Source organism: Catenuloplanes sp. NPDC051500 (genome assembly GCF_044454585.1).
Lineage (GTDB): Bacteria > Actinomycetota > Actinomycetes > Mycobacteriales > Micromonosporaceae > Catenuloplanes.
In genome coordinates this window covers 324400-347075 of the sequence record NZ_JBITDX010000008.1, presented here as the reverse complement: position 1 = coordinate 347075, position 22676 = coordinate 324400, and the positions used below count along the sequence as shown (strand labels likewise).

Sequence of the window (22676 nt, the reverse complement as noted above, 5' to 3'; positions counted from 1 at the left end):
TCGGATGATCGGCGGCACCGCGCCCAGACCGCCTGGCTGTCCGGCCGTGCCGTGGCCCGAGCACTGCTCGGATGATCGGCGGCACCGCGCCCAGACCGCCTGGCTGTCCGGCCGTGCCGTGGCCCGAGCACTGCTCGGATGATCGGCGGCACCGCGCCCAGACCACCCAGCTCACCGGCTCTGCCACCGCCCAAGTACCGCTCGGAAACTGACCTTTCGGGGGCAGGGTGAGCGCCGCCGCAGCCCGCTGGATCACGGAACGTTCGGGCGCGACGCACCCGGCCGGTCCGTAGGACCGGACCTGGGCCGCAAAGGTCAGTAGTAGCCCGCCTGGCTCGGCGATGCTCACCGTGAAACCGGAAGGTCAGTCTGTCCCGCAGGTTGGATCAGGAGCGGCAGGCTCCGCGCGCAAGGACGAAGCCCCTGCACCGGAAAAGTCGTCTTATGAGCACCCGGCCGGCGGAGTGGCCGGGGATGGCCAAGATCCTTGTTTTGCTCACGGTCCTTTCCCGGCGGTGCAAAGGACCGTGAGCAAAACAAGGATCTTGATTCCCGCATAGTGGAAGATCCATTTCCGGCCGGCGGGCTGGACGGTCTCGCCGAGCATGGACCCTGAGCCCGAAAGCTCAGTAACCGGCGGCAACGCCCCCAGACCGCCCAGCTCACCGGCCACGCCGTCGCCCAAGCACCGCTCGCATAATCGGCGGCACCGCACCCAGACCACCCAGCTCACCGGCCACGCCACCGCCCAAGCACCGCTCGCATAACCGGCGGCCCCGCACCCAGACCACCCAGCTCACCAGCCATGCCGTCGCCCAAGCGCTGCACGATTGTTCGTCGGCTCCGCTTCCAGACCGCCTGGCTGTCGGCCGTTCCGTGGCGTGGGAGCTGCGGGGTTGATCGTGCGACCACGGGTCCGCGGCCCGCGGGAGCACGCGGGCTGGACCCCGGCGGAAGTGGGAAAATCGGGATTTGGGAGATTTTGCTGGTGGATCTCAGCGCGGTTGATTGGGTCATGCTCGCCGGCGCGGCGCTGCTGATCGGTTTCGCGAAGACCGGTGTGGGTGGCGTGGCCGGGGTCGCGGTGGCGGTGTTCGCGATGGTGCTGCCGGCGAAGGAGTCGACAGCGGCCGTGCTTGTGCTGCTCATCGTGGGTGATGTGCTTGCGGTGGCGCTGTACCGCAAGCACGCGGACTGGCGGCTGCTGGTCCGGTTGCTGCCCGCGGTGCTGCCGGGTCTGGTGCTCGGCGCGTGGTTCCTGCACGTCGCGGATCAGACGCTGATGCGGCGGTCGATCGCGGTGATTCTGCTGATCATGGCGGTGTTACAGCTGTGGACGTCGCGCCGCCGCCGGGAGATCGCCCAGGAGACGGACGCGAAGGCGGCCCGGCAAGCGGACGCCGAGGCCGCGCGGAAGGCGGGGACGGCGGGCGGGCAGGTGACGGAGACGGTCGCCACGCAGGCACCGGCACCGGCCGAGGCAGAGGCAGAGGCCGGACAGCGGGTGGAGGCGGGGGCCGTTTCACCGGCGGGTGCGGAGAACGCAGATGCCGTGCCGGGCGAAAGGGGCACGATCAAGCGGGCCGCTCCCTTTGCCGTCGGGGCGGTCGCCGGGTTTGCGACGATGACCGCGAACGCGGCCGGGCCGGTCATGACGCTTTACTTGCTGCTCTCCGGGCGGTCGGTGATGCAGCTGCTCGGCACCGGCGCGTGGTATTTCCTGCTTGTCAACGTCGCGAAGGTGCCGTTCAGCGCGGGCCTGCACCTGTTCAGCGCGGACGCGCTGCTGATGGATCTGATGCTGGTCCCGGTGCTGCTTGTCGGCGCGGCGGCCGGCACGGTGGTGGCGCGGCGCATCTCGCTGCGGCTGTTCGGTGACGTGACGCTCGTGCTCACTGCGGTGGCGGCGGTTCTGCTGCTTATCTGAGGCCCACACTAGGATCGCCGCGTGACTGTGACAACGGCACCGCCGGCAGACATCGTCCGGCGGCGGCTGGCGCCGGTGGATCATCGCCTCCACCCGTATTCCTGGCTCGTCACCCTTGCGATCATGGGGCTCGCCGCGATCCTGCGGCTGACCGGGATCAGCAGCCCGGCCAATCTGGTCTTCGACGAGGTCTACTATCCGACCGACGCCTGGGACATGCTTCAGCGCGGCGTGGAGTGGGACGAGAAGTCCGGCGGCCCGGGGTACGTGGTGCATCCGCCGCTCGGCAAGTGGCTGATCGCGCTCGGCGAGGCGATGTTCGGCAACACCGCGCTGGGCTGGCGGTTCTCCGTCGCGGTCGCGGGCACGTTGATGGTCGGGCTGCTCATCCGGGTCGCGTACCGGATGTTCCGGTCGGTGGTGCTGGCCGGCGCGGCCGGGCTGCTGCTGACGATCGACGGCTTCCACCTGGTGCTGTCCCGGATGGCGCTGCTCGACATCTTCCTCGGGCTGTTCGTCCTGGCCGCGTTCGCCGCGATGGTCCGCGACCGCGATCACTACCGGGGCCGGCTGCTTGAGGCGCGGGACGGCGGGCCGCCGTGGTGGCTGCTCGGCGCGGGCGTGCTGTTCGGGCTGGCGGCCGGCGTGAAGTGGAGCGCGCTGTTCTTCCTGCCGTTCTTCGGCGCGATGGTGATCACCTGGCGGGTGCAGGCGCGCCGTTCCGCAGGTCTGCCCGGCTCGACCGTCCGGCGCGACGTGCTCGGGGATCTGGGCTGGGGGCTGCTCAGCTGCGTGCTGGGCGCGATCGTCTACCTGGCGACCTGGTCCGGGTGGCTGCTCACCGACACCGGCTATTTCCGGCACTACCGCGCGGAGAACGGGTTGAGCGAGCCGCCGGTGCTCGGCGCGCTGCTGAATCTGCTTCACTACCACCAGTCGGCGTACGGGTTCCACAGTGGCCTGACGACGGCGCACACCTATCAGTCCTGGCCGTGGCAGTGGCTGCTGCTGGGCCGGCCGGTGCTGTTCTACTTCCCGAACACGGGCGACTGCGTCCCCCCGGAGTGCGCCCGGGTGATCCTGCTGCTCGGCACGCCGCTGCTGTGGTGGTCGTTCCTGCCTGCGCTTGTCGCACTGCTCTGGTTCGGCATAGCGCGCCGGGATTGGCGCGCCTACGCGATCCTGACCGGCGCGGTCGCGGGCCTGCTGCCGTGGTTCTACTTCGCGGCCGCGGACAGCCGCACCATGTTCTCGTTCTACGCGCTGCCGGCCCTGCCGTTCCTGATCCTGGCCGTGGTCTACGTCCTCGGCGCGATCATGGCGCCGCCCCGTCGCGGGATCGGCGCCCTGATCGCGGGCTTCTACCTGGTCGCGGTCGCGCTGTGCTTCGCCTACTTCTTCCCGATCTTCATCGGCGAGCGGATCCCCTACGGCGACTGGCTTGCCCGGATGTGGCTGGGCGACCGCTGGATCTGAGCGCGTCCGGCGTCAGCCCTTCACGTACGGGTCGATCGCCACGCCGTCGGGAAGCGCGGTGGTCATCTCGTCCGCGTCGCCGTCGCCGTCGGTGTCGCGGAGCGTGAAGTCGGTGTTGCCGTCGTTGTCGGCGTCGATCTCGGCGGTGTCCATCACGCCGTTGTCGTCGGTGTCGGTCAGGATCGTCTCCTGGATGCCGTCGCCGTCGGTGTCGTGGAAGCTGAGGTCGGCGGTGCCGTCGCCGGCGAAGTCGAAGGACGTGCTCTCCAGCACGCCGTCGCCGTCGTAGTCCGTGTCGGTCTGGTCGGCGACGCCGTCGTTGTCCACGTCGATGTCGACCCGGTCGACGAAGCCGTCGCCGTTGTGGTCGGTCCTGATCTCCGTGGTGCCGTTGAGCGACAGCTCGGTCATCGTGACCGGCGCGTTCCACTCCGGCTCCTCGGCCGGCTCGGCGGTGACGTCCGCGTGCGCGTCGAGCGGCGAGTCGAAGGCCGGCATCTCGTCGTCCGCGCCTGCCACACCGTCCGGGATTCCGGTCTCGGAGAAGTCGACGTCGGCCGTGAACTCGCTCATGGTCTCTCCCCAGGCTTCGGTGCGCCGCAGCGGCGCTGATGAAGAATCTAAGCGGCTGGAGATCGACTCACATCCCGGTAACGTGCCACCGCTCCCCACCGGCCGCGGGGGATCCTGAACCGAGCGCACCCGCGCGGAAGCCAGTATGGTTCCGCCGGTGAGATCCCGAATGATCCCGATCCTGCTCGGCGCCGCCCTCGTCGGCGGCTGCGCCACCACGACAGAACCGGTCGGATATACGCCCTCGTCCGCGCCCGCCGCCCTCGACAACTGCGGCACGCAGCTAAGCGTGCCGAAGCCGCCGAGCCGGGTGGTGACCATGAACCAGGCCGCGACCGAGGTGATGCTCGCGCTCGGCCTGCAGGAGCGGATGATCGGCACCGCGCACCTGGACGACGCGATCCTGCCGGAGTACGCGGCCGCCTACGCGGCGATCCCGGTGCTTGCCGCGGCGTACCCGGCGAAGGACGCGCTGACGAAGGCGGACCCGGACTTCGTCTACGCCTCCTCGGCCGCCGCGTTCGCCCCGGACGCCGCCGGTGAGCGCGATGAGCTGGACGCGCTCGGCGTCGGCAGCTACCTGTCGCCGGCCGGCTGCGCGCCGGTGCAGCCCGCGGCGAAGCCGGCCGTCGACGACGTGTTCGCGGAGATCACCGAGATCGGTGCGATCTTCGGCGTGCCGGAGCGGGCAGCCGCGCTTGTCGCTGACCACCGGGCCCGGATCGCCGCCGCGGCCGCGAGCGTGACCCAGACCGAGGACGAGCGCCTGCTGTGGTGGGACGCCGGCACCGACACGCCGACTGTCGGCGCCTGCTGCGGCACTCCCGCCCTGATCATGGCCGCGATCGGCGCGCCGAACGCGTCCGCTGCCGTGCCCGGCGCCTCCGCGGAGACCACCTGGCCCGCGGTCGTCGCGGCCGACCCGACAGTGATCGTGCTCGTCGACTCGGCCGGCTCCCCGGCCGCCGCGAAGAAGGCGTATCTGGCCGCGACGCCCGCGCTCAAGAACCTGACCGCCGTTCAGCACGAGCGTTTCGTGGACCTGCCGTACTCCGAGACCACCGCCGGCGTACGCACGGTGCTCGGCATCGAGCGCCTGGCCGCCGGCCTGACCGCGCTCGGCGTCGGGGTGAGCAGCTAAACAGCGCGCACCGCGGGAGCGGGAACGGCTTCCCGCTCCCGCGGCGGCGTGTCCGGCAGGTCATTTCGTCACTATGGCAACAACCTTCTTCTCAGCCGCTCACACCTCGGCAAATGTCAATTCATCGATGCTCCGTAGCGTTTCGGGTGCGCCAGATCGGCGCGGAACGCTCTCGGAGGAGCCCGCATGTCACTCAGGTCCCTCGGCCTCGCCGCACTCAGCGGTGCGGCGATCACCGCGCTGACGGCAGCGCCATCGCTGGCCGGCACGCCGAACGGTGAGGTTCTCGCCGCCGGCAGCGACACCGCTGTCGCCGGCAGCTACATCGTCGTTCTCAAGGACGGCACGACCGCCAGCCCGGCCGGAATCGCCGGGAAGTTCGGCGGCGAGGTCGACCGCGTCTACGACCGGGCGCTGCGCGGCCTCGCCGGGCGGTTCAGCGCGTCGGAGGCGCGGCGACTCGCGGCCGACCCGTCGGTCGCCTACGTCGAGCAGAACCAGCGGGTGCAGCTGGCGGCCACCCAGACGAACCCGCCGAGCTGGGGCCTGGACCGCATCGACCAGCGGAACCTGCCGCTGGACTCCTCCTATACGTACCCGGCGAGCGGCGGCGTGCGGATCTACGTGGTGGACACCGGTGTGCGGATCTCGCACCAGGACTTCGGCGGGCGGGCCAGCAACGGCTACGACGCGGTCGACGGCGACACCGTGGCGCAGGACGGCAACGGGCACGGCACGTTCGTCGCGGCGGTCGCGGCCGGGACCAGCTACGGCGTGGCGAAGAGCGCGTCGATCGTCGGCGTCCGGGTGCTCGACAACAACGGCTCCGGGACCACGGCCGGTGTGATCGCGGGCGTGAACTGGGTGACGAACAACGCGGTCGAGCCGGCCGTGGCGAACCTCAGCCTCGGCGGCGGCGCCAGCACGTCGCTTGACACGGCGGTGCGCAACTCGATCGCATCAGGCGTCACGTACGTCGTCGCGGCCGGCAACAGCGGTGCGAACGCGGGCAACTACTCCCCGGCCCGGGTCACGCAGGCGCTGACCGTGGGCGCGACCTCGAACACTGACGCGCGCGCGTCCTGGTCGAACTACGGCACCGTGCTGGACCTGTTCGCACCCGGCGTGTCGATCACGTCGGCGTGGGCGACGAGCAACTCGGCCACCTACACCGGGTCCGGCACGTCGTTCTCGTCACCGCACGTGGCCGGCGCGGCCGCGCTCTACCTCTCCGCGAATCCGGCCGCCTCCCCGGCGACGGTGCACGCGGCGATCGTCAACGCGGCCACGCCGAACAAGGTCACCGGCCCGGGCTCCGGGTCCCCGAACCGCCTGCTCTTCGTCGGCTGACTCCCCGGCGGGCCGCACCCCCTGGGGCGCGGCCCGTCACGCCATCGACGCCTGCCTGTCCGGCTCCTCGCGCAGGATCGCCGCGTTCAGCCAGGCCTCCGGGATGGCGAAGGCGTCCACGAGCGTCCGCATCCGCGGGCGCAGTTCCACGAGCAGCTCGTGTACGGCCCCGGTGACCGCCTTCGCGCGTGACGGCGTGAGCCGCTCGTGCTCCAGGAACCAGCCCTTGTCCGCCTCGATCGTGGTGAGCGCGTAGAGGTCGCAGACCTTCTCCAGCAGCGCCTTCGCCTCCTCGTCGGCACAGGACGCGATGCCCGCCACGAACGCCTCGAGCACCACCCGGTCGACGTGTGCCCGCGCGGCCGCGAGCACGTGGTCCTGCACGTCGTTGAAGATGTCGAACGGCCTGTCGCGCTTCGTCTCCGCGCCCTTGCGCAGCCGCCGTACCGCGCCCTCGAGCAGGTGCTTCTCCCGCTCCTCGAACATGGACAGGTGCCAGCCGCGCTCGGTCAGCCCGACGTTGTCGCCGCGGCCGGGCACGGCGTCGACCAGGCGCTGGATGAGCGTGCGGGCGGCCGTGCGCTCCAGGACCATCTCGCGCACCTGCTCGGCCGCGAACGTGGCCCTGCCCCAGCCGTCGAGCGAGCCGAACGCGTCCCGGTAGCCGGTGAGCAGCCCTTTGCCGACCAACTGCAGCAGCACCGTGTTGTCGCCCTCGAACGTGGTGAACACGTCCGTGTCCGCCTTCAGGCCGGGCAGCCGGTTCTCCGCGAGGTAGCCGGCGCCGCCGCACGCCTCCCGGCACATCTGGATGGTCCGTGTCGCGTTCTGCGTCTGCACCGCCTTCAGCCCGGCCGCGCGGGACTCCAGCTCGCGGAGCATCTCGTTCCCGGCCAGCGCATCTGACAGGTCACACACCAACTGCTCCTGCGCGAACGTGTACGCGTAGCTGCGGGCCAGCGCGGTGAGCAGCTTCCGCCGGTGCGCGAGATAGTCGTTGAGCACGACCTCCTCGCCGGAGTCGGGCGCGGTGAACTGACGGCGGACCTCGCCGTACCGGACCGCGATGGTCAGCGCGCTCTTCGCGGCCGCGGACGCGGACCCGCCGACGCTGACCCGGCCGCGGACGAGCGTGCCGAGCATGGTGAAGAACCGCCGGGTGTCGTTCTCGATCGACGACGAGTACGTGCCGTCCGGCGCGACCTGCCCGTACCTGTCGAGCAACATCTCCCGGTCCACGGTGACGTGCGCGAACGCGATCCGGCCGTTGTCCACGCCGAGCAGCCCGGCCTTCGCGCCCGCGTCGGAGAGCGTGACGCCCGGCATCGGCCTGCCGTCCTGGTCGCGGATCGGGACCAGGAACGCGTGCACGCCGTGCCGCCGCTCGCCGATGACCAGCTGGGCGAAGACGACGGCCATCCGCCCGTCCCGGGCCGCGTTGCCGATGTAGTCCTTGCGGGCCGCCTCGTACGGCGTGTGCAGGTCGAACGTCTGCGTCTCCGGGTCGTAGACGGCGGTGGTGCGCAGCCGCTGCACGTCCGAGCCGTGCCCGGTCTCGGTCATCGCGAAGCAGCCCATCACCTCGCCCGCGACGATGCCGGGGATCCAGGCCTCGTGGTGCCGCCGGGTGCCGAGCGAGTAGACCGCGCCGCCGAACAGTCCCCACTGCACACCGGCCTTGACCATCAGCGACAGGTCGACCTGCGCGAGCGTCTCGGTCGCCACCATCGAGCCGCCCGGGTCGGACCCGCCGCCGAACTCCGCCGGGAAGCCCGCCGCGACGCCGACCTCCGGCGGGATCTCGCGCACCAGCCGGCTGATCCGCTCCCGCGCCTGCTCGCCGGTCTCGCCGGGCACGGTCACGAACCGGCCGTCCAACAGCGATCGGGCGTTGCGACGCAGGTGCGCCCAGCGGCCGTCAAGCACCTCGGTCAGGCTTTCAGGCAGGCTCATAGCGTCAATCTTGCCCCCAAGATCCGCGGACCATGCCTGATACTGTCCGCCACACCATTCACGGGGAGAACACGAATGCTCACTGAACACATACGTGACGCCGCGATGACCGCGGTGATCTTCGCCTTCTTCAGCACGGTCTGGTTCGGCTGGGCGCAGGAGACGCGTACCCGGAGGTCCCTGATCGGCGCCACTGTCGTCGCCGTGCTCGTGCTGGCCGGCGGCCTCGCGGTGGCGATCCCGCACTGGTCGGACAGCACCGCGTTCGCGGACCCGGACACCAGCAGGACGTACGGCATCATCGTGGGCGTCGAATTCGGTCTGGCCGGCCTCGGCGCGGGCCTGCTCGCGGCCCTCACACGTGCGGAGTGGATCCCGGTGTGGGTCTCGTTCGTCGTCGGCGTGCACCTGTTCTCGATCGCCGCGGTCCTCGACTATCCACTGATCCACCTGGTCGGCGTGCTGGTCACGGCCGTGTCGCTGCTTGCGGTGCCGATCGCGCGCGCCCGCGACCTGCCGATCAGCCTGGTCACCGGCGTGGGCGCGGGCGTCTCGCTGCTCACGGCCGCGACCTGCTCCCTGATCCTCTCCCTGACCGCCTACTGACCAAAGCCCCAAAAAGATCGTCCCCCATCACCGCGGTGCTCGCGGCCCGCATGCTCCCGCGGGCACCGGTCGTCGCCCAGGGGCTCCTCCCTGTCTGTCCCGCGGTCGGCAAGCCGAGAAAACGAGCTGACCTGCCTGTCCACTTAGCGCCATGTCAACTTTGACGCAGGACGAGGAAACATACCGGTAAACAATGGAAGACGATCATGCGTGCAGCGAAACACGCATGAAGGAGCCCCCATGCTCGGTCGTCTGCTCGGCGCGGTCCTGATCGGGACCACGTCGATACCCATAGTGGCCGCACCGGCGGCCGCCGCACCCGCCGCCGGCGCCGCCGTCACTCCGGCCGGCGCCGTGACCCGTGCGCTCACGCTTGTCACAGGCGACACGGTCAGCCTGACCGAGGCCGCGCCCGGGAAGTTCGCGGCCACTGTCACGCCCGCACCCGGGCGGGAGACCATCGGGTTCCACACGTACGAGGTCGACGGCACGTTGCAGGTCGTCCCGGAGGACGTCGTCCCACTGCTGCGGGCCGGGCGACTCGACGCGGACCTGTTCGAGGTGGAGCACCTGCTCGACCAGGGCTTCGGTGACGCCGAGTCGGACACGCTCCCGCTGATCATCCGTGGCGGCACGGCCGGCATGCGCACGGCCGGCACCGCCCTCACCGGCATCGGCGCCACCGCGATCGCGCCCGCGAAGACCGCGCTCGCCGACTTCTGGAAGGCGCAGACCACCGCGCGCACCGCGTCCGAGACCACCATCTACCTGGACGGGCGCGTCGAGGCCTCGCTCGACCGCAGCACCGCGCAGATCGGCGCGCCGGCCGCGTGGGCGAAAGGCCTGGACGGCCGCGGCGTCACCGTCGCAATCCTCGACACCGGCATCGACGCCACCCACCCCGACCTGGCCGGGAAGATCACCGAGGCACGGAACTTCAGCAACAGCCCGGACGCGGTCGACAGGCACGGTCACGGCACGCACGTGGCGTCCACGGTCGCCGGCTCCGGCGCCGCGTCCGGCGGCACCCGCAAGGGCGTGGCCTCGGGCGCGAAACTCCTTGTCGGCAAGGTGCTCGGCGACGACGGCTACGGCCAGGAGTCGGACATCATCGCGGCCATGCAGTGGGCGGCCGACGCCGGCGCGAAGGTCGTCAACCTGAGCCTGGGCGGCGGCCCAGCCGACGGCCTGGACCCGATGAGCCTGGCCGTCAACGAGATCAGCGAGGCCAGCGGCACGCTGTTCGTGATCGCGGCCGGCAACGACGGCGAGCAGGGCGACTCCACGGTGGGCTCGCCCGGCACGGCCGCCGCGGCGCTCACGGTCGGCGCGGTCGCGCGCGACGACACCATGGCGAGCTTCTCAAGTCGCGGGCCGCGCGCCGGCGACCTCGGCCTCAAGCCGGAGATCACCGCACCGGGCGTGGCAATCGTGGCCGCCCGCGCCGCCGGTACCGCGATGGACTCGCCTGTCGACGCGAACTACACCGCCGCCTCCGGTACATCGATGGCGACACCGCACGTGGCCGGCGCGGCCGCGATCGTGGCACAGCAGCACCCGGACTGGACCGGCGCGCGCATCAAGGAGGCGCTCGTCAGCACCGCCAAAACCACCTCAGGCGAGACCGTCTACGCGCAGGGCGCCGGCCGGGTCGACCTGTCCCGGGCCACCACCCAGACCGTGACCGGCAGCCCGGTGGTGGACTTCGCCAGGCAGACAGTCGACTCCCCCACGGCGACGCGCACCGTGACCTACCACAACGCGGGCACGGCCGCGGTTACGCTGGCCCTGACCGCGCCGTCCTTCGCCACGACATCAGTCACAACAATCACTGTCCCCGCCGGTGGCACCGCGTCCGTCACGCTCGGCGTCACCTTCGCCGGACGGCAGCCGGGCCGGCTCTCCAGCTGGCTCACCGCCACCGCGCCCGGTGGCGTGCTCGTCACCACAGCTGTCGGTGCCACCGTCGACGGCCCGGTCCACCAGGTCACCATCAAGGCTGTCGACCGCAACGGCGCACCCGCGTTCATACCGGTGCTCAACGTGCGCGGCGACGACGGCCGATTCGACCATCTGGTCTTCGCCGGGGAGGCCGGCACCACGATCGCGCTCCAGGAGGGCACCTATCTCCTCGACGCCACGATCGACCAGGACCAGGTCTCGGACAACTTCGTCACCATCCCGGAACTCAAGGTCACCGGCGACATGACTGTGCTGCTCGACGCGCGCAAGGGCACGCCGATCAGGATCGAGACGCCGCGACCCGCCGAGCCGACCTCGATCACCAGCTACTACATCCACCGGGTCACCGGCACCGGCCGGACCATCTCGCACGGCGTGATGCGCTTCAGCCTCACCAAGGACATCTACGTGTCCCCGACACCGAAGGTCAAGACCGGCACGTTCGAGTTCTCCTCCCGCTGGCAGCTGGTCGCGCCACGCGTGCGGGCCGCGTACGCCCAGGGGACGGTCGGGGCGTACCTGGTCAACCGCTCCCCGGTCTACGACGGCACCCGCCGCTACCAGCTGGCCCCCGCGACCGCCCGGGACCTGCGTGGCAAGGCCGTGCTCGTCGACAACGACTACAGCGACGACCTGACCCGCTTCGTCACGGCCGGCGCCGCCGCGGTCGTGCTGATCAACCCGGCCGGCGACGACCCGTGGACCGGCTGGGACCCGTCCATCACGGAGAAACTGCCCGTCGTCACCGTCCAGGTCTCCCACGAGGACGGTGCGAAACTGCTGCGCCGCCTCGGCACGCTCGACCTCACGCTCACCACCTCCAGCCCGTACCTCTACGACGTCATCCAGGTGTCCGAGGGCCGCATCCCGGACCGCGTCGTACACACCGTGACTGCCGCAAACACCAAGCGGATCACCACGCGGTACGCGCACAACGGCGGCCTCGACTGGATCAAGGAGCAGCGCTTCGCCTGGCGCCCGTGGCAGGGCTTCGCCTGGAACGACACCGCCCGCATCGCCCGGACGCCGTCCGTACGCGAGGAATGGGTCTCGGCCGGTGACTCCCAGTGGCAGCACGTCGTCAACCACGCGTACCCGTGGAACAGCTTCGGGCCGCTGCAATCCGGCTTCTTCGAGCCGGTGAAGTCCTACGCACCGGGTAGCAGTGCGGAGACGTGGGCCGCGCCGGTCGTCCGGCCCGCGGACGTCGGCTCCCACCGTGAGGGGAACGTGCTGCACCTGCGGGTGGCGGAGTTCGTCGACGGCGACGGTCACCACACCAGCGCGTATCCGGGCGAGTCGACGGCGGCACTCTGGCGTGACGGTGTCAAAGTTGCGGATCTTCCGCTGGGGGCGGTCGACGTCACCACCACGCCTGGGCTGTCCGCGTATCGGCTCACGGTAAGCACGGCCCGGAGCAACGACCCGGACTGGCAGTTCGGTGTCCGTACCGACACCGAGTGGACGTTCAAGTCGGGCGAAGGGGTGGGTGAGCTGCCGCTGCTGGGGATCGACTACACGCCTGGGCTGTTCGGTGTGCGCCTTGAGGCGGATGCGCGGCTGTCGGCGCTCAAGGCGGAGATCTCGGCAGATGACGGGAAGACCTGGCGGGAGACCGTCGTCATTGGGGGTACCGCGCTGGTCGCCCCGAGCAGGACGCCGGTGTCGCTGCGTGTCACGGCGAAGGATGCGGCAGGGAACACGGTGACCCAGACGGTGATCCGGGCGTACCAGACGATCTGAGGTATCCGGGGGCGTCACCTGTACTGATACGGGTGGCGCCCTCTGGGCCGGTCCAGTTGCGTCTTGCTGGGGTTTCACGGCCGGGATGCGAGTCGGGCACGCCCCTGACAAGCGCGGACACGAGCAAGCGGGTCGACCCGGCGCTGGGCCGATACTCCCATTGGGGAGGACGAAGCACGCTGTCGCCCGCCTTAAGGATCATTCAGTGGTACGAAAAGCATGATCATCGGTGAAGTTAACCTACCTTTCGTACCACTGAATGGCCCGTAGATCGAGAGGGGCGCGAAAGATGATCGTTTAGCGGGGGGCTACCGGGGAATCCGCTGTGAGCTGCGCGGATACCTCCCGCGTGCCTGAAGGAGAGCCATGAAGCTGCCGAACCCCCGCGGCCCGATCAGTGAGCACCTGGTGGATGCGCTTGCGCGTGACCCGTACGAAATCGAACAGCTTGTGGTGCACGACAGCCGGGACCCGCTCACCGACGAGGATCTGCAGCTGGCGCTGTTCATCGCGTATGAGCTGCACTACCGCGGCTGGGACGGCGTCGACGAGCGCTGGGAGTGGGAGCCGTCGCTGCTGCGGTTGCGTGCGGCGCTGGAGGGGCCGTTCGAGGCCGCGTTGCGCGAGCTGGCCGGGGCCGTCCCCACGGTCGAGCCGGCTGAGGTGCCGCATGCGCTGAGCGGCGTCGTCGCGGCCGATGACGGGCCGTCGCTGGCCAAGCACCTGCAGACCGGGTCGAGCGTGGCCGAGTTCCGTGAGTTTATGATGCACCGGGCCGTCTACCACCTGCGCGAGGCGGATCCGCACAGTTTCGCGATCCCCCGCCTGTCCGGCCGGGCGAAGGCGGCGCTTGTCGAGATCCAGGCCGACGAGTACGGCCAGGGGCGCTACGAGCGGATGCACGCCACGCTGTTCGCCAACACGATGACGGCGCTCGGGCTGGACACTACGTACGGCGCCTACGTCGAGGCCGCCCCGGCGATCACGCTTGCGACGAACAACACCATGTCGTTGTTCGGCCTGCATCGCCGGCTGCGTGGCGCGGTCGCCGGTCATCTGGCGGCGTTCGAGATGACGTCCTCGCTGCCGAACCGGCGTTACGGCAACGGGCTGCGCCGTCTCGGCTTCGACGCGGACGCCACGCTCTTCTTCGACGAGCACATCGAGGCCGATGCGGTGCACGAGCAGATCGCGGCTACCGATCTGTGCGGGTCGCTCTGTGCCGCCGAGCCGCATCTCATCCCGGATGTGCTCTTCGGCGCCACCGCCTGTCTTGCCGTGGACGCCCGCTGGGCCACCCATCTACTGACCGCGTGGTCCGCCGACACCACCTCGCTGCGTACCGGCCCGTGATCCGGCCGATTCCTCCTCCCCGCCGGAACCGGGCCGGAACCCGCCGGAACCCGCCGGGTCACCGCGGGGGAGGAGGAATCAGCGCTCAGTCGCGTCCGGTGCCGGCCTTGAAGCCGATGGCCTTGTGGGTGCCGTCGCAGAAGGGCTTGGCAGCGGACTTTCCGCAGCGGCAGAGCGCCACCGTCTTCCGCCCGGCGTCGATCAGCTCGCCGTCCGGGGTCATGATCTCGAAGTCGCCGCGCACCAGCAGCGGGCCGTCCTCGTAGGGCACGATGCGTGCTGCGTGATCTTCCATGTGGAACCGATTTCCCACTCCTGACCGGCGCAAACGGCCGATGCCCGGCACTCATCGACGCCGGGTGATGGGCGGATCGCCGACGGTCACACAGAACCCGATCGACGTTGTACGATCCGGCCATGACCTTCAGGGAACGGCAGGTCACCCTTGTCGGCCCGGACGGTGTCGCACCCGGCCGGCTCGCCTGGCTGTGGCGCGGCGAGGGCGATGTGGTGATGTCGCTGACCGGCCCGCCCGGCCACGCGGAGGTCACCGGACCCGACCTCTTCACCGCGCTGACGGCGCTGCGCCGCCACCTGGAACCGGCCGGCTGGTCGATCGCGGTCCAGGGCGCCCGTCGCGGCGCCCGTCCCAGCGACACCCACCCCACCCGGGTGTACGTGCCGGACTCCCCCGGTCATCCGCAGATGCTCGCCGACGCCGATCCCGCGCTGCTTAACAGCTAGGCGCCGACCGCCGGAGCCGACGTGACCGTCGTAACAATCATCCGCGGCGGGAAGATCCCGGAGCTGCGAGAACTTGCCAACACCGTGGCTCAGAACCCTACCGTGACCCCGCCCGCAGACGGCCTTCCTCCCGGAGAGTCGCTCCCGCTCGGGCGCCGCTTCCGGATCGTTCTCGTGCTCGGGTTCCTCACCGCGCTCGGCCCGCTGACGATCGACATGTACCTTCCGGCGCTGCCGACGATCACCACCGACCTGCAGACCAGCGCCGCGGCCGTCCAGCTGACGCTCACCGGCACGCTCGTCGGCCTGGCGTTCGGCCAGCTGCTGATCGGCCCGCTGTCCGACGCGGTCGGGCGGCGCTGGCCGCTACTTGCCGGCATCGCGGTTCACGTGCTCGCGTCCGCGCTCTGCGTGGTCGCGCCGAACCTGGTCACGCTCGGCACACTGCGCGTGCTGCAAGGTCTCGGCGCCGCGGCCGCCGCAGTGGTGGCGACCGCCATGGTGCGCGACCTGTTCTCCGGCCTGGCGGCGGCCCGGCTGTTCTCCCGCCTGATGCTTGTCGTCGGCGTCGCGCCGATCCTCGCCCCGACGCTCGGCGGCTGGGTGCTCGGCCTGACCTCGTGGCGCGGCGTGTTCGTGGTGCTCGCCGTGGTCGGCCTGGCGATCATGGTGGCCTCCGCGGTGGTCCTGCCGGAGACGCTGCCGGTCGACCGGCGCCGCAACGGCGGGGTGGTCGGCACGGTCCGTGACTACGGGCGCCTGTTCACCGACCGGGTGTACGTGGGCCTGATCCTGGTAGCCGGCCTCGCGATGGCCGCGCTGTTCGCCTACGTTTCGGGCTCCTCCTTCGTTTTCCAAGATCAGTTCGGCATGAGCGAGCAGCAGTTCGCGTACGTCTTCGCCGGCGGCGCCGTGGGCCTGATCGGCGCCACCCAGTTCAATGTGCGGCTACTGCGCCGCTGGACGCCCCAGCAGATCATGAGCGCCGCGCTGCTGACCGGCATCGGCTTCGGCGTGATCCTGCTGGTCACCGCCGCGACCGGCTTCGGCGGCGTCGTCGGTGTGATCGTCCCGCTGTGGCTCGTGCTCGCCGCTGTCGGCCTGATCATGCCGAACGCACCCGCGCTGGCCCTGTCACGGCACGGCGAGGCGGCCGGCACCGCGGCCGCGCTGCTCGGCGCGGTCCAGTTCGGCGTGGGCGCGCTTGCCGCACCGCTTGTCGGCATGCTCGGCGTCGGCGCGGTCCCGATGGCCGTCGTCGTCCTGGGCGGCATGCTCTCCGCGTCTGCGGTCTTCTTCCTGGTCGTCCAGCCCCACCGGCTCCCGTCCGAGCGGCTGGAACCGGCCATCGCGGTCGCCCACTAGGTCTCCCACAGCCCCCGCCGCGTTCCACGAGAACGCGACGGGGGCTGTTTCACGCGCTGCCACAGCCGGGCTGAACACCCGGGCGTCCCGGCAGGCCCATCTCACGCCGCGCCGCCGCCGGGCCGTCTCGCGCGGCCGTCTCACGCCGCGCCGGCGCCGGGCCGTCTCACGCCGCGTCGCCCCCGCGCCGCCCCACCCAGCCGTCTCACGTGGCGTCGCCGCCGGGCCACCTCACCCGGCCGTCTCATCCGGCCGCCTCACCCAGCGTCGCCGCCGAGCCGCCCCTCCCAGCCGTCTTACGCGGCGTCGCGCCGGGGGAACGTGACCGCGGCGACCACGGCGGCGGCCAGCGCCCAGACCAGGACGGCAACCCCCACATCTGCGGGGTTGCCGGGCAGCCAGTCCTTTTGGAGCAGCGGGCTTGCCACGTAATACACAAGCAGCAGCGACAGCACTGCAGGCACCGGATGGCGGAGCAGCATCGTGACCGCGCCCGCAAGCAGCGTGGTCGCCACCAGATAGCCGATCACCCGTCCACCCACGCCGCTGGTCAGCGCCGTCACCACCGCCACCGGCAGCACGGCGAGCGCGAGCGTCACCGCCTTCGCACCCAGCAGCGGCAGCCTCCGCGGCATGGCCAGCAGCGTGGTCCGGATCTGCCCGCCGCCGTCATGCTCCGACGACACGGCCAACACCCCGAAGATCAGGAAACCTGCCTGGGTGTACGTCAGCGGCAGCGCCCCGGCCTCCCCCACCGCCCATCGCAGCAGCCCGGTAGCGGCCAGCGTCAGCCCGGCCGTCCAGGCAAGCGACGGCAGCGAGACGAGTTTGAGCAGCTCAGCGCGCAGATACGTCATGCGTCGCGCCGCTGGAACAGGTAGCCGCCGATCGCCAGCAGCAGCACGATCCAGCCGGCCATGGTCACGCCCGCGGTCAGCGGCGACATCTCCATCTCGAACGCGCTGCCCCGGATGAACATCCGCGCACCCGCGATGTCCGGCAGGTAGTAGGCCAGATCGGTCACCTTGGTCAGCAGGTAGGAGACGGACACGAACGTGTTGTTGATGATCAGGATGGTAAGCGGCACGATGCCGTTCCGGGCGATCAGCGCGATCGCGAACGAGAACACCGCGAGCAGCACCCAGTAGAGCAGCACCGCCGCGATCCGGCCCGGCTCCAGCGGCGGCATGAACTCCCCGTGCAGCACCTCGTTCAGCGCGAGCACCGCGGCCGTCACCACGACCGCCTGCGCGAGCACCACAAGCGCCAGCGCGCCGAGCTTCGCTGCCAGCAGGCGCAGCCGGTCCGGCATCGCGGTGAGCGTCGCGTGCAGCTGCGTGACGCCGGGCGAGTGCTCACCGGTCGGCGTGTACTCGCTGCTGATCATGACCACGCCGAGCACCATCGGCCCGATCAGCGCGACGCCCAGATCCTGGATGCCCAGGTTGGACACGTCGCCGTAGCTGCCGTCCGCGAGCGCGGCGTGCGTGTACCTCGCGTTGATCAGCACGATCGCCGGGGCCAGCAGCACGCCGATCACCAGCCCGGCCCACGCGGTCGGCAATGCGAGCAGTTTGCGCAGCTCAGCGATCACCACGCCGCACCCGTACCGGCCGTCAGAGCAAAAAAGGCATCCTCAAGGGTACGGTGACCGTCAGTTACCTCGGCAAGCGAACCGGACACCACGACCCTCCCCTTGTCGATCACGACGACGTCGTCCACGGTCTCGGCCAACTCGCCCATCAGGTGGCTGGACAGCAGCACCGTCCGTCCCTCCGCCGCGCTGTCCCGCAGGAAGCCGCGCATCCAGCGGATGCCTGACGGATCCAGCCCGTTGATCGGCTCGTCCAGGATCAGCACCTCCGGATCGCCGAGCAGCGCCGCCGCCAGACCCAGCCGGCGGCTCATCCCGAGCGAGAACCTCCCGGACCTCTTCCGGGCGTCGCCGGTCAGGCCGACCGTCTCCAGCACCTCGTCCGCCCGCGACGCCGCAAGGCCGTTACTCGCCGCCACCCAGCGCAGGTGCGCGCGGGCGGTCCGGGCCCGGTGGGCACCGCTGCCGTCCAGCAGTGCGCCGACCCGGGTGAGCGGCCGGCGCAGATCCCGGTAGCGGGCGCCGCAGACCAGCGCGGTCCCGCCGTCCGGGCGGTCCAGGCCGAGCAGTACACGCAACGTCGACGTCTTGCCGGCCCCGTTCGGGCCGAGGAAGCCGGTTACCCGGCCGGGGCGGGCTTCGAAGCTCACGTCGTACAAAATGCGGCTCTTGCCCTTGCTCTTGTCGAGCCGATCGATGGCGATCATGCATCGAGTCAACCGGCGCGCGGCCACGCGCACATCGGACCGGGATCCGAATCGTCGCCGCGTCTCAGACCTGGGTCTGAGAACTACAGTCGATGCGGTGAGACCCCGCCGCACCCAGTCCCCCGCGCTGATCGTCGCGGCCGTGACCGTGAGCGTGCTGGTCATGGCGATGTGCACGGTCGGCGTCCAGGGCCCGGCCGTCTACGTGATCCCGCCGCTGATCGTCGGCGGCGCGGTCGGCGCCGCCATCTGGACCATCCGGCGGGCCCGCGCCGACCGGGCCGCCTACGAGGCACGGCTGACCGCCTGGGCCGCGACCGAGGCGGTGCTCGCCGAGCGGCTGCACATCGCCCGCGACCTGCACGACATCGTCTCGCACGGCCTCGGCCTGATCACCGTGCGCGCCGCCTCCACCCGGCACCTGCCGAAGTCCGCCGAGGTGACGTCCGCGCTCACCGACATCGAGGAGACCAGCCGCCAGGCGACCGCGGAACTGCGCCGCATGCTTGCCGTGCTGCGCTCCCCGGCCACGCACGCGCCCGTGGACGGCCTCGACGACCTGCCCGGCATCGTCGACAACGCGGCCCGTGCCGGGCTGCGGCCGACCCTTACCGTCGACGCGCTGGGCACTGTGACGCCCGGCGTGCAGGTGGCCGTCGCGCGGACCGTACGCGAGGCGCTCAGCAACACCGCCCGCCATGCCGGCCCGACCGACGTGCGCGTGCACGTCTACCGGGACGGGCCGCACGTGGTGACGACTGTCGCCGATGCCGGACCCGCCCCCGGCTGGCGCGCCGACCCGGGCGCCGGCCACGGTCTGATCGGCCTGCGCGAACGCATCACAAGCCTCGGCGGCGCTCTGACCGCCTCCCCCGTCGACGCCGGCTTCCGCCTGACCGCCCGCATCCCGGACGCCCCATGACCCGCACCGCGCTCGTCGGCGACGCGCGCATCACGGAGGCCGCATGACCCGGGTCCTGCTCGTCGACGACCAGCCGCTGCTCCGCCGCAGCCTCGCGATGATCATCGATAACGAGCCCGCGCTTGAGGTCGTCGGTGAGGCCGCGGACGGGGCACAGGCCGTCGCCCGCGCCCGCGCCACCCGGCCGGACGTGGTCCTGATGGACGTGCGCATGCCGCACCTCGACGGGCTCGAGGCCACCCGCCGGATCTGCGCCGACCCGGTCCTGAACGCCACCCGCGTGCTTGTGCTGAGCATGTTCGAACTCGACGAGTACGTCTACGAGGCACTGCACGCGGGCGCGTCCGGCTTCCTGCTCAAGGACGCCCGGCCGGCCGACCTGATCGATGCGATCCACCGCACGCACGCGGGCGAGGCCCTCTTCGCGCCGTCGATCCTCACCCGGCTGGTCGCGCACTATGTCGGCGCGCCCCGGCCCGGACGCCCGGTTCCGGCGCTGCGCGCGCTCACCGCCCGCGAGGTCGAGGTGCTGACGCTGATCGGCGGCGGCCTCTCCAACGACGAGGTGGCCACCGCGCTCGTCATCTCCGTCAAGACGGTCAAGACCCACATCACCCACCTGCTCGCGAAGCTGGCCGCGCGCGACCGCGCCCAACTGGTGATCGCCGCCTTCAACGCCGGCCTGGTCCGCCCCCGCCCCTGACCCCCGTCGCGATCGGGGTTCCTCAGGCCTGGCAACCGGGTCGCACCTGGGACGCAACCCGGCTGCCACCGAAAGGGCGGAGGGTGTGGGTTCGCAGCAGACCGCGAAACGGAGAATGCATGAGCGTCAGGCGACGGGTGGCGGTGTTCGGCGCCGCCATGCTGTTGGCGCTGCCCGTTGCCGTGGGTCTGGCCGGCGTCGCCGTCGCGGTGCCGGCGGCGCCGAAGTCGTTCGCGGCGGTACGGGCCGGGGCGACGCCGAAGCAGATCGCGCTCACCTGGAAAGCGGTGCCGGACGCGGATCACTACGTGGTGGACGTGCTGCGAAACGACGTGGCGCAGACGCCGGTGTCGCTGCCGGCCGGGACCACGGGACACGTGGTGGACGGATCGGATCCGTGCGTGACCTACAAGGTGCGGGTGAGCGCGGTCGACGCGCTGGGCGGCGGGACCGGGACCGGCTATGTCACGGTCAAGACGCTGGCGCCCGGGGTGGTGCCGGGGATGACCACCGGCCGGTCCGACGCGACGACCGGCACGGTCTACTGGCGCGAGCCTTCGCATCCGGGCTATTCGGCGGTCACCGGGTACCGGCTGCACCTGACCCGGGACTCAGACGACGCGGTGGTGTCCGATCAGGCGGTGACTGAGCTGTCGCACAGTCTGCCGGGGTTGGATCCGGCGCGGACGTACACGCTGCAGGTCACGTCCGTGAACGACTGGGGCGCATGCGCGACGGCCACATCGCCGATCGGGCGGTGGCGTCCGGCGGATCCGGCCGGGCTGACCGCGGTCCGGCGGGCGGGCGCGCCCGGAACTGTAGACGTGTCCTGGACGCCGGCCGCGAGTCAGCCGGCGGCGACCTATTTCCAGCTGGGGTACGGGGTGGGAACGCCGACAACGACCGTGCGGGTGGACGCGCCCGCGACGGCGGCGGTGCTGACACTCGACGCGAGCAAGGCGTGGGCGTTGCAGGTGCGCTCGTACAACGAGTACGGCGGAAGCGGGCTGGCGACAACGACGGTAGGGATGTACGTGGCGCCGCCCGTCTCGGCGTCACCGTCTGCTGTGGGGAGTCCGCCGGCCAGCGCCGGGCCGAGTCCTGAGCCGTCCGCGGGCGTCGTGCCGTCCGCGAGCCCGACGCCGTCGGGGAGCGTTACGCCGTCTGCCAGTCCGACGCCGTCGGAATACCCGGTGCCGTCGCCGTCCGAAAGCCCTGTCCCGTCCGGAAGCCCTGCGCCGTCCGAGAGCCCTGTGCCGTCCGAGAGCCCTGTGCCGTCGGAAAGCTCAACACCGTCCGCGGGCCCGGTGCCCTCGGAGAATCTGCCTTCTGTGATCCCGATGCCGCCGGGAGGTTCTGTGCCTTCTCCGAGCGTGACGCCGTCGGAGAGCCCTATGCCTGTGGACAGCGCTTCGCCGTCCCCGAGTCCCGTCCCCTCGATGAGCCCGGGTGCGCCGGAGACGTCTGCCCCGGCGCCCGCGGAAAGCCCCGCGCCCTCCACCGATCCCACGCCGTCGGTCAGCCCGACCCCCACACCCGTCGTCGGCCCGAGCCCGGCTCCCCCGGCCGACCCGAGCCCGTCGCCGTCCGAGGTTCCGAGCCCGACGCCGTCCGACGACCCGAGCCCTTCGCCGTCCGAAGATCCGAGCCCGACGCCGGCTCCCGGCCAGAACCCGACGCCGTCTGAGCCGAGCCCGGTCGTCTCGACGCCCACGTCCCCCGCCACTCCGTCCGCTGGCTCGAGTCCCGGGCCGAGCGCCACGCCCTCCGAGCCTGCTCCCACGCCCACGCGCGACCTGTCGCGGGACGACACTCCGCCGCAGATCACCGCGGCGCTCTTCCCCGCCCCCGGTGCGAACGGCTGGAACACCGCCCCCACGACCGTCCGGTTCAGCTGTGCCGACAGTGAGTCCGGGGTCGTCTGGTGCCCGGCTGACATCCCGGTCGCGACGGACGGGGCCGGCCAGTCCTTCTCCGGCGTCTCGATCGACCGGGCCGGCAACTCCGCGCTCGCCACGATCAGTGTCAGCCTGGACAGCACCGCGCCTACGCTCACCGCCACCGTCCTGGGTGCGCGGGCCGCGTCCGGCTGGTACACCGCTGCGCCCGTTGTCCACTTCACCTGCGACGATGGCGGTTCCGGCGTCGCCGTCTGCCCGCCCGACCGGCGGATAACCTCCGAGGGCGCGGCGATCACGGTCACCGCCTCCGCCACGGACCTGGCGGGCAACACCGTCACCACCACGATCCGCGACCTGAGGATCGATCTGACCGGCCCGCGGGTCACGGTCACCGGGCTCGCGCCGTTCGGTCCGTACCCCCGGCTGATCGGTGTTTCTCCGGCCTGTGTCACCACGGACACGGTCTCCGGCGTGGCCCGCCGCGCCACGCTCACCGTGACTCCGGGCCCGTCCGGCCGGCTCACCGCCACCTGCTCGGGCGCGGTCGACCGGGCCGGCCGTGCCGCACCCCCGGTCATCGTCACCTACGTCCAGCCGCGACCACGCGGGTAAAGCGACCACACTCGGAAGCCGGCCACGCGGCGAATACAGTGGCA

18 protein-coding genes are annotated in these 22676 nt (G+C 71.2%); 12 read left to right on the top strand and 6 right to left on the bottom strand.

Annotated elements, in window-relative coordinates:
• Nucleotides 1–988 precede the first annotated feature (988 nt).
• Nucleotides 989–1927 (top strand): TSUP family transporter, encoded by a 939-nt coding sequence (locus ACIA8K_RS19165; protein ID WP_396060689.1) that lies wholly within the window; start codon nucleotides 989–991, stop codon nucleotides 1925–1927.
• A 21-nt stretch (nucleotides 1928–1948) separates the two neighbouring features.
• A complete protein-coding gene (locus tag ACIA8K_RS19160) occupies nucleotides 1949–3403 on the top strand; it encodes a dolichyl-phosphate-mannose--protein mannosyltransferase (protein ID WP_396060686.1) in 1455 nt (484 codons plus the stop codon).
• Between the two features lie 12 nt (nucleotides 3404–3415).
• Here the strand turns inward: ACIA8K_RS19160 and ACIA8K_RS19155 are convergent, their stop codons facing one another.
• A complete protein-coding gene (locus ACIA8K_RS19155; RefSeq protein ID WP_396060683.1) occupies nucleotides 3416–3976 on the bottom strand; it encodes a hypothetical protein in 561 nt (186 codons plus the stop codon).
• Between the two features lie 157 nt (nucleotides 3977–4133).
• On the opposite strand from ACIA8K_RS19155, the gene ACIA8K_RS19150 reads away from it, so the two are divergent.
• Both ACIA8K_RS19150 and ACIA8K_RS19145 read left to right on the top strand, forming a co-directional pair.
• The gene (locus tag ACIA8K_RS19150) at nucleotides 4134–5117 is read left to right on the top strand and encodes an ABC transporter substrate-binding protein (protein WP_396060681.1); all 984 of its coding nucleotides are present in this window, start codon (nucleotides 4134–4136) and stop codon (nucleotides 5115–5117) included.
• A gap of 186 nt (nucleotides 5118–5303) precedes the next feature.
• The gene (locus ACIA8K_RS19145; protein ID WP_396060678.1) at nucleotides 5304–6467 is read left to right on the top strand and encodes a S8 family peptidase; all 1164 of its coding nucleotides are present in this window, start codon (nucleotides 5304–5306) and stop codon (nucleotides 6465–6467) included.
• A 36-nt stretch (nucleotides 6468–6503) separates the two neighbouring features.
• On the opposite strand, the gene ACIA8K_RS19140 is transcribed toward ACIA8K_RS19145, so the two are convergent.
• A complete protein-coding gene (locus ACIA8K_RS19140) occupies nucleotides 6504–8420 on the bottom strand; it encodes an acyl-CoA dehydrogenase (RefSeq protein WP_396060676.1) in 1917 nt (638 codons plus the stop codon).
• A 75-nt stretch (nucleotides 8421–8495) separates the two neighbouring features.
• On the opposite strand from ACIA8K_RS19140, the gene ACIA8K_RS19135 reads away from it, so the two are divergent.
• The 3 genes from ACIA8K_RS19135 (at nucleotide 8496) to ACIA8K_RS19125 (ending at nucleotide 14084) form a co-directional block, all read left to right on the top strand.
• Nucleotides 8496–9026: a hypothetical protein gene (locus ACIA8K_RS19135; RefSeq protein WP_396060673.1), complete on the top strand. Its 531-nt coding sequence runs from the start codon at nucleotides 8496–8498 to the stop codon at nucleotides 9024–9026.
• Nucleotides 9027–9266: 240 nt separating this feature from the next.
• Entirely contained in the window at nucleotides 9267–12731 is a 3465-nt protein-coding gene (locus ACIA8K_RS19130; protein WP_396060670.1) for a S8 family peptidase, read from the top strand.
• Between the two features lie 366 nt (nucleotides 12732–13097).
• Nucleotides 13098–14084 carry an iron-containing redox enzyme family protein gene (locus ACIA8K_RS19125; RefSeq protein WP_396060667.1) on the top strand — a complete coding sequence of 329 codons (987 nt, stop codon included), beginning with the start codon at nucleotides 13098–13100 and terminating at the stop codon, nucleotides 14082–14084.
• An 85-nt stretch (nucleotides 14085–14169) separates the two neighbouring features.
• Here the strand turns inward: ACIA8K_RS19125 and ACIA8K_RS19120 are convergent, their stop codons facing one another.
• A complete protein-coding gene (locus tag ACIA8K_RS19120; RefSeq protein WP_396060664.1) occupies nucleotides 14170–14379 on the bottom strand; it encodes a CDGSH iron-sulfur domain-containing protein in 210 nt (69 codons plus the stop codon).
• Between the two features lie 122 nt (nucleotides 14380–14501).
• On the opposite strand from ACIA8K_RS19120, the gene ACIA8K_RS19115 reads away from it, so the two are divergent.
• Both ACIA8K_RS19115 and ACIA8K_RS19110 read left to right on the top strand, forming a co-directional pair.
• A complete protein-coding gene (locus tag ACIA8K_RS19115; protein WP_396060661.1) occupies nucleotides 14502–14828 on the top strand; it encodes a hypothetical protein in 327 nt (108 codons plus the stop codon).
• A gap of 84 nt (nucleotides 14829–14912) precedes the next feature.
• Entirely contained in the window at nucleotides 14913–16193 is a 1281-nt protein-coding gene (locus ACIA8K_RS19110; protein WP_396060776.1) for a multidrug effflux MFS transporter, read from the top strand.
• Between the two features lie 296 nt (nucleotides 16194–16489).
• On the opposite strand, the gene ACIA8K_RS19105 is transcribed toward ACIA8K_RS19110, so the two are convergent.
• Genes ACIA8K_RS19105 through ACIA8K_RS19095 form a run of 3 tightly spaced genes read right to left on the bottom strand, consistent with a single transcriptional unit; the run spans nucleotide 16490 to nucleotide 18494 of the window.
• Entirely contained in the window at nucleotides 16490–17050 is a 561-nt protein-coding gene (locus ACIA8K_RS19105) for a hypothetical protein (protein WP_396060659.1), read from the bottom strand.
• Entirely contained in the window at nucleotides 17047–17790 is a 744-nt protein-coding gene (locus ACIA8K_RS19100) for a hypothetical protein (RefSeq protein ID WP_396060656.1), read from the bottom strand. The genes ACIA8K_RS19105 and ACIA8K_RS19100 overlap by 4 nt, the downstream gene beginning before the upstream one ends.
• A complete protein-coding gene (locus tag ACIA8K_RS19095) occupies nucleotides 17784–18494 on the bottom strand; it encodes an ABC transporter ATP-binding protein (protein ID WP_396060653.1) in 711 nt (236 codons plus the stop codon). The genes ACIA8K_RS19100 and ACIA8K_RS19095 overlap by 7 nt, the downstream gene beginning before the upstream one ends.
• 97 nt (nucleotides 18495–18591) lie before the next feature.
• Here ACIA8K_RS19095 and ACIA8K_RS19090 point away from each other — a divergent pair, with 97 nt between their 5' ends.
• From ACIA8K_RS19090 to ACIA8K_RS19080, 3 genes are all read left to right on the top strand, one after another.
• Nucleotides 18592–19416, top strand: coding sequence for a sensor histidine kinase (locus ACIA8K_RS19090; protein ID WP_396060651.1), 825 nt, complete (start codon nucleotides 18592–18594; stop codon nucleotides 19414–19416).
• 43 nt (nucleotides 19417–19459) lie between these two features.
• Nucleotides 19460–20119, top strand: a complete 660-nt coding sequence (locus ACIA8K_RS19085; protein ID WP_396060648.1) for a response regulator — start codon at nucleotides 19460–19462, stop codon at nucleotides 20117–20119.
• A gap of 119 nt (nucleotides 20120–20238) precedes the next feature.
• Nucleotides 20239–22632, top strand: a complete 2394-nt coding sequence (locus tag ACIA8K_RS19080) for a fibronectin type III domain-containing protein (RefSeq protein WP_396060646.1) — start codon at nucleotides 20239–20241, stop codon at nucleotides 22630–22632.
• The last annotated feature ends 44 nt before the right edge of the window (nucleotides 22633–22676 follow it).